General features: G+C 39.8%; 6 protein-coding genes and 1 tRNA gene. 5 read left to right on the top strand and 2 right to left on the bottom strand.

Translation table 11 applies throughout. From position 1 onward, the window contains the following. Positions 1-252 precede the first annotated feature (252 nt). The gene (locus V7D75_RS13665) at positions 253-1,953 is read right to left on the bottom strand and encodes a hypothetical protein (protein ID WP_333615003.1); all 1,701 of its coding nucleotides are present in this window, start codon (positions 1,951-1,953) and stop codon (positions 253-255) included. Between the two features lie 138 nt (positions 1,954-2,091). Here V7D75_RS13665 and V7D75_RS13660 point away from each other — a divergent pair, with 138 nt between their 5' ends. The 5 genes from V7D75_RS13660 to V7D75_RS13640 all read left to right on the top strand — a co-directional run bounded on the left by V7D75_RS13660 (position 2,092) and on the right by V7D75_RS13640 (position 7,229). Further along, entirely contained in the window at positions 2,092-2,502 is a 411-nt protein-coding gene (locus V7D75_RS13660; protein ID WP_333615002.1) for an OsmC family protein, read from the top strand. A 20-nt stretch (positions 2,503-2,522) separates the two neighbouring features. Then, positions 2,523-2,987, top strand: coding sequence for a flavodoxin family protein (locus V7D75_RS13655; protein ID WP_333615001.1), 465 nt, complete (start codon positions 2,523-2,525; stop codon positions 2,985-2,987). A gap of 12 nt (positions 2,988-2,999) precedes the next feature. Further along, positions 3,000-3,650: a DUF938 domain-containing protein gene (locus V7D75_RS13650; protein WP_333615000.1), complete on the top strand. Its 651-nt coding sequence runs from the start codon at positions 3,000-3,002 to the stop codon at positions 3,648-3,650. A gap of 443 nt (positions 3,651-4,093) precedes the next feature. Next, positions 4,094-6,181 (top strand): catalase, encoded by a 2,088-nt coding sequence (locus tag V7D75_RS13645; protein WP_333614999.1) that lies wholly within the window; start codon positions 4,094-4,096, stop codon positions 6,179-6,181. Positions 6,182-6,446: 265 nt separating this feature from the next. After that, positions 6,447-7,229 (top strand): MBL fold metallo-hydrolase, encoded by a 783-nt coding sequence (locus tag V7D75_RS13640; protein WP_333614998.1) that lies wholly within the window; start codon positions 6,447-6,449, stop codon positions 7,227-7,229. A gap of 96 nt (positions 7,230-7,325) precedes the next feature. Here the strand turns inward: V7D75_RS13640 and V7D75_RS13635 are convergent. After that, positions 7,326-7,401: transfer RNA gene (locus tag V7D75_RS13635), tRNA-Lys, on the bottom strand. Between the last annotated feature and the right edge of the window lie 195 nt (positions 7,402-7,596).

The raw sequence follows: 7,596 nt of genomic DNA, 5'->3' as shown, positions 1-7,596 counted from the left end.
GCGCCAATGGTAGTGTGGCTCCGGCCATGTGAGAGTAGGTCATCGTCAGCTCTCTTTTCTTAAAGATAAACCCCCTTACGCGAAAGTGTGAGGGGGTTTTCTTATGTGTGCTATCCTCAACTAAATAAACCATCAGTCTTATGAATGATGGTTGTTGTTCTAGCTACACCTAAGACAACTAGTTTTATAACTACTCAGCAGAGTGCTTGTCAAATATCTGCTTTAAGCTAGTTAGCTCTTACAGTCATAAAATTAATAAACAACCTTCTTCAATGACTCTATATTAAACTTACTCCTATCCTCATCTAACCTCAATACTCGAGGTAGAAAGCTAATACCTAAATTTCCGTCCGCAATTGCATAATGCCTATATTTCTCATTTATAATTTCATTGCAATCGAATTCAGGGTACACGATTGACTCTTTTTTTGTTTTAGCCAATCTCACGATAGATATATATAAGTTTTCTTGCAGTGAGTTTGAGGTTTGGATAATATCTTCTACTGTATATTCCGGCTCTTTACCTAATTTTAGTTTTTGCCAAAAACTACCCTTTTCTTTAGTACTCTTGTAAGTCTCAATACTTTCTTGAAAATCTTCAAGCTCTTCTAGAGAGTTTTCCGTTTCTTTAAGCTTTTCTTTGATTAAGGACATTGTTATTTTGACTTTTTCTGAATACTCTTCAAGCGTGACTTGTTGAAGGTTAATCGATAACCTCAAATTACTTAATATCTTTCTTATTGATATCATTTTGATAATCATTATCTCAGCACTCTCAGAATACATTGCTAGTGGCTCAAGTCTAAAGTCTTGAAGGCTATCGCCAATTTGTTTAATCAATTGATCCAAATGATAAAACAAATACTCTCTATCGTTATTATCTTTTAAGGTAGATCTTATAATTCCAGGGATTTTCTGAAGGATTAGTATCGAGAGTTGTTGTTCATACTTTAATAAACGTTCTGCGACAATAGCTTCAGGCAAGCTACCGTTTTGTTCTATAGGACTTTTTAATAAAGGTTTTAAATACTTAATATGTAGATGTTGAATTTCATTTATAAATTTCAATACTGTCTCTGAAACACCTTTATCGAGGGTATATAATCGAGACATACAATAAGAAGCATGATCTATATACCTTGCATTCTTTATTTCATCTTTTTTTAGCACCACATGTGTTAAATATACATACTGAGTAGTTTCGCTGTTACTATGATCTTCATAAAGAAAACGCCGAAGCGAGTAAGGATTCTTATCTACCTCATCAGCGCTACCGATCAAAAACCAGTAGTTTTCTCCTTCAACAATAAAAAACTTTTTTTTCTTTCCCTCTTTTTTTATAAATTCAGGTAAGTACTTAAGGTCTTGAAAGTTAAGATCTGCTGAATTCCAAGCTCGAAAATCACGCCCTTGAATTTGGTGTTTAATATAAACCTCTTTAAAGTACGCTTTTACGATGTCGGGATCTAATTTACGTAATCCTGGATTTAGATTAAGTTCAATACTGTCGATCCATAGCGATAAGTCATAGAGAAAAGCGTTTCTAATTCTCAAACGATTTTTTTGATCTAGGAGTGAGTCTTGTACATCGATATCGTCTAAATGACTAACTATAGCCTCAATTTTATCCGCTAGAGTAATAGCATTAAAAGTTTTGATATTTGATGAAATAATATTTGTCATATCTGATGCTGTGGAGACTAATGCTTTATTATTAGACTGCAGGCCTTTTAGAACTAATGCCAATGTGTCTGGTCTTTTGTAAATTAAATTTTTATTAGAATCAATTTCAATGCCTTTTGATCTTAGTATATTCTGATGAACACTATATTGACTTTTTTCATCTAAGCTTCTTAACAAGTCATTAGTAACATCAAACCAATGAGGATCAAGGGTGGGATCTACAGATTTCAGTTGATGAAGTTGATATTCAGATAGATCATGAATATTCATTATGTAATTCCTCTAATTTTAGATTTAAAAATGCTAAGATAATTGTAATGTACAATTGTGTAATAAAAAACCTTTATTAGGGTAATTATCGAACATTAATTACTCTACACTTATAGCCAGTGTATTTTGGATAATACTATGACAACTTCAAAAGTAACCTATCGAGGCGATTTGCGTACTACTGCTATTCATTTGCAATCTAATAATGAAATCATTACCGATGCACCAGTTGATAATCAAGGTAAGGGCGAAGCCTTTTCACCGACTGACTTATTGGCGACCAGCTTAGCCAGTTGCATGTTGACCATTATCGGTATTAAAGCGCGTGATATGGAAATCGACATTGCAGGTACTACTGCTGAGGTGACCAAAATAATGGCAGCTGAGCCAAGACGTATCAGTGAAATACATGTCGAGATCGCTTTTAATCAAGCGTTAGACGATAAAACGCAAAAGATATTCTACAACACTGCGTTAACTTGTCCGGTTGCGAAAAGCATTCATCCTGATATCATTCAAAGGGTGACTATTAATTCCAAAAACCAGTAACCTCTATAAAGGTGATTGATATGGCTAGCAAAACCTTACTTATCGTCGCGCATGCGCCATCACCGAATACCAAAAAGCTAGCGCAAGCAGCCTACGATGGTGCTAATCACCCTGATATAGATATCAACGTCATACTCAAATCTCCTCAAGATACGCAGCCTGAAGATGTATTAGCAGCCGATGTATTATTATTAGGCACGACTGAGAACTTGGCATATATGGCGGGGCTGACCAAAGACTTTTTTGATCGCTGTTATTATCCGGTGTTAGAGAAAAAGCAGGGCATGCCGTTTGCGCTTTATATTCGAGCTGGGTTTGACGGTACGGGCACCAAGGTTGCTATGCAAACAATTATTACAGGCTTGCGCTGGAATCAAATTCAAGACACGCTCATTTTAAAGGGAGATTGGCAAGAGTCCTTCGTTGAGCAAGTCGAAGAGTTGGCGATGACATTGGCAGCTGGGGTAGAAGCGGGCATTTATTAATAAGGTGTTTTTATGGTTAAGGATAACTTAGGGAATATAGTTTCTAATCTACCATTTTCTCAAGCGTGTGAAAATAATCAGCAGCCAATACTAGAAGTCTTACAGCAAGAGTTAAAAAATTCGCATCATGTCTTAGAAGTGGGTTCAGGGACGGGGCAGCATAGTGTCTATTTTGCGCCGCGTTTGACCCATTTACACTGGCAGACCAGTGATGTGTTTGCCAATCATGCCATTATCAACGCTTGGCATACTGCGTATCCTACGCCTAATTTATATACGCCGCTAAGCCTTGATGTATCGTCTGATTCAGTGCCAATAAATAAGACTATCAATGCGCCTTACGATGCGGTATTTACCGCCAATACTTTGCATATTATGTCGTGGTTTTTAGTCAGTAAGTTATTTGAGTTGGTCGGCAATATGCTACCTTTAGAGGGAAAGTTCATTATTTATGGACCCTTTAACGAAAATGGCCGTTATAGCAGTGATAGTAATCGACAGTTTGACTATAGTCTTCGACAGCGGGATAGCAACAGCGGTATCCGTGCTTTAGAGGACATCACAGCAGTGGCAGAAAAACAACATTTACTGCTAATAAATCGCTATAAAATGCCCGCCAACAATGAGATGTTGGTTTTTCAGAAAAAAGCTGATATGCCATAATATTTAAAAATTGATTTTTATTTTTCTTAATAATCTTAGGTATATTTATCCGCCAAAACCTTAAAGTCCTTTTTATAGTGTTTAGTCACCCTTCATACATAGCTGCTCATCAGCTGTTTCTGTCTTTATTCTCAGCATCATTTCACTATAAAAGCGTGTCTGCAAACAGACGTGATTTGGCCGACGCGTAACCAAAAATCAACATGCTTAACGATATATGTGACATACCGATGGCAGATTTTGAGTAATATAATTGATGAGCTTATCGATGCTGTCATGACTTAATGTCTAACAGCATTCTCATCTATCAAGAAACAATCGCGCTGAACACAGACAATTAAACGACATCTGAAGTCAAAGCTATCTCTAAGGATATAAAACTGTGTTGGTGCTTATTTGGTGGGCTATCTGTAGTCCATTTTACTCATTAGCTAGGATATTTTATGAAGAAGAATATTGATCATACCGACCCCGCTAAAAATATGAATACCGAACGTGGTAATGGCGGTGAAACGCATCAGCGTGCCGATCATGATACAAGAGCGATGACCACCCAGCAAGGTGTTGTCATTTCTGACAATCAAAACTCGCTTAAAGCCAATACTCGTGGTCCCACATTATTAGAAGATTTTGTCTTACGCGAAAAAATTACGCATTTTGATCATGAGCGTATTCCTGAGCGTGTGGTGCATGCGCGTGGTAGTGCCGCCCATGGTTATTTTGAGCTGACTGAATCATTAGAAGAGTATACAACCGCAAAAATTCTTACCGAAACGGGTAAACAGACGCCTTTATTTACCCGTTTTTCTACGGTAGCCGGTAATAAGGGCTCAAAAGATACGCCGCGTGATGTGCGCGGTTTTGCGGTGAAGATTTATACTGAAGAGGGTAACTGGGATATCGTCGGTAATAATATGCCGATTTTCTTTATTCAAGATGCGATGAAATTCCCTGATTTGGTACACGCGGTGAAACCTGAACCTGATCGCGGCTTTCCGCAGGCGGCCTCTGCTCATGATACCTTTTGGGATTTTGTCTCGCTTAGCCCTGAAACCATGCACAATGTCATTTGGCTGATGAGTGATCGCGCGCTACCGCGTAGCTTTGGTATGATGGAAGGCTTTGGTATTCACAGTTATCGTTTTATCAATAAAGATGGCAAGAGCACCTTTGTACGTTTCCATTGGAAACCAGTCCTTGGCGTACAATCGCTGATTTGGGACGAAGCAGTTAAAATCTCTGGTGCCGATCCTGATTATAATCGCCGTGATTTATTTGAAGCGATTAATAATGGTGATTATCCAGAGTGGGAGTTTGGCGTTCAGTTATTTACTGAAGAAGAGGCCAATGAGTTCCCATTTGATCACTTAGACGCGACTAAGCTGATTCCAGAAGAGTTGGTACCTGTGCGTATCGTAGGTAAAATGGTACTGAACCGTTATCCAGATAACTTCTTTTCCGAGACTGAGCAAGTGGCTTTCTGCCCATCGCATTTGCCACCGGGCATCGACTTTAGTAACGACCCATTATTGCAAGGTCGCTTATTTAGTTATCTAGATACGCAGCTGTCGCGTTTGGGCTCGCCAAACTTTGCGCAGATTCCGATTAATGCGCCAAAATGTCCGTTTGCAAACAATCAGCAAGACGGTCATATGCAAATGCAAATACCGAAAACTCGTACTCTGTATGATCCACAAAGTTTAGATCCTGAACGCCCACGTGAAAGTATAAAAAAAGGCTTTGAGTCGTTCCATGAGCAATTAGATGATGGCGTTAAAGGCCGCGTGCGCGCTGAAAGCTTTGCGGACCATTATAGTCAACCGCGTATGTTCTATCGCAGCCAGACGCCAGCTGAGCAAGCTCATATCGCTTCTGCTTACGCGTTTGAGCTTGGCAAAGTAGATACCCCGCATGTACGAACACGAATGCTTGGTCATTTAGTGAATATCGATGAAGATTTAGCAAATCGTGTGGCAATGGCATTAGGAATGAAGCTACCAGAAGCCATAGAGCCAGCAGCCCCAGTACAAGATTTGCCAACCTCTGAGCCGCTACAAACCATTGGTCGAACACCAAAGAGTTTAAAGGCACGTATGATTGGGATTTTAGTCGCTGAAGGCTCAAAGCATAGTGAGATTCAGAAATTTGAAGAGGCGGCTATGGCAGAGGGTGGGCGCGTTAAGATTGTGGCACCAAATAAAGAGGTCACTTTAGATGATGGCACTATCATACAAGCCGATGAGCGTGTCGCTGGTGGTCCGTCAGTGATGTTTGATGCGGTGGTTAGTATCATTATGCCTGACCAAGCGAAGAAGCTGGCTAAAGACAGCGCAACGTTGGATTGGTTCAATGATGCTTATGTGCACTGCAAAGCGATTGCTTATTGCGGCGCGACCGATGAGTTTATCTTAAGCAAACTACCCGTTGAAAAAGATGCGTTTGTGACGCCACTCGCTGAGCTTGATAGCTTTATTGAAAATGCCAAATCACGTTTGTGGGAGCGTGAGCCAAAGGTACGCGACTTGGCTTAACTGTTCGTTTATTTTAATAACTAGCTTTTTTAATAATAGAAAACTCAGCCGCTGCGCTGGGTTTTTTATTGGGTAACATTTTAAATATCCTATCAATGCGTTATCAGCGATTTATCTCTAGTCACAAGCGTTCACTCAAAGACATTTATTTTACAATGCTGGACGTTATACTAAAGGATAGGTTTTTATCGTATTAGCAATAAAATTAATAAATCATTTGTGAATAAATCATAGGAATGACAAGAAAAGCGGTCAAGGAAGATAAATGAGTTTATGTCAAATCGTACGTTTGGATGGCTATATTCAAAGTAGCTATCTGGCGGTTTATCCAGATAAATTAATGCTATTGGACGGCGGTTGTCGCCCTGATGTGGCGCTGGTGCTTGGTTATATTAAAGATACGCTAAAGCGTCCTATTACTGATTTAAAAGTAGTGGTCGTTACTCATATGCATCCAGATCATGCCGGCGGCGCGCATAAGCTTAGAAAAGCCACTGGTTGCTTGATTGTCTCGGCTGCTAGAGACACGCAGTGGTATAGTGGCATCGGTGGGCAAGTCATGCATTTGATTGATTTGGGTTTAGCTCACTATGTGGCTAAGCGACAAAGACGTCCTTTTAAAAGGCTATGGTATCCGGCGCACTTGCAACCTGATTTGACCATTAGTGATGGCGATACCGTACCGCATTTTGATGATTGGCAGGTATTTGAGACGCCAGGGCATACAGATCGTGATTTGTCTTTATTTCATCTGCCAAGTCGTCAAGTTTATACCGCCGATTTAATCATCAAGCTGCGCCATAAATTTGTCGCGCCATTTCCTATTTATGATCCCAAGGTTTATATCCAGTCGCTACAAAAGGTAAAAGACTTACAACCGTCTAATGTCATGATGGCGCATGGCTGTGAGTTGGGTATCGCTGCCACTACTTTTGACAATCTAATTGCGCAAGCGCCTAAACATCGGCGCACCATTAAAGATACCATTAAGCATAAATTGCTTTGGCGCCAAGATGATGGCTTTAGCCTCCGTAAGCGTAAACGTTGAAAGCTAAAAACGTTTACGCTATAAACTAAAGCTTCACCAAAATAAAAAGCGCATAAAAAAAAGCCCAATCATTAAATGACTGGGCTTTCTTAAATATGGTGGGCCGACCGCGACTCGAACGCGGGACCAATTGATTAAAAGTCAACTGCTCTACCAACTGAGCTATCGGCCCTGAAGAGTGTATAAAAAAAGCACTGCTTTTTTAACTCTGCAAGAGAATTTACATTTTCGTAAATTCTGTGAAGCTTTCTAAAAGAGAACTTCTTAAACTTTCTAACTTATTACGCCACTACCGGATAGGGTAGCATACATGATAAGCATAATACTAAATATGGTGGGCCGACCGCGACTCGAACGCGGGACCAAT

The sequence above is a fragment of the Psychrobacter sp. genome (assembly GCF_036731945.1).
GTDB lineage: Bacteria > Pseudomonadota > Gammaproteobacteria > Pseudomonadales > Moraxellaceae > Psychrobacter.
The sequence above is the reverse complement of the archived record's forward strand: the minus strand, read 5'-3'. Positions and strand labels throughout refer to the sequence as shown.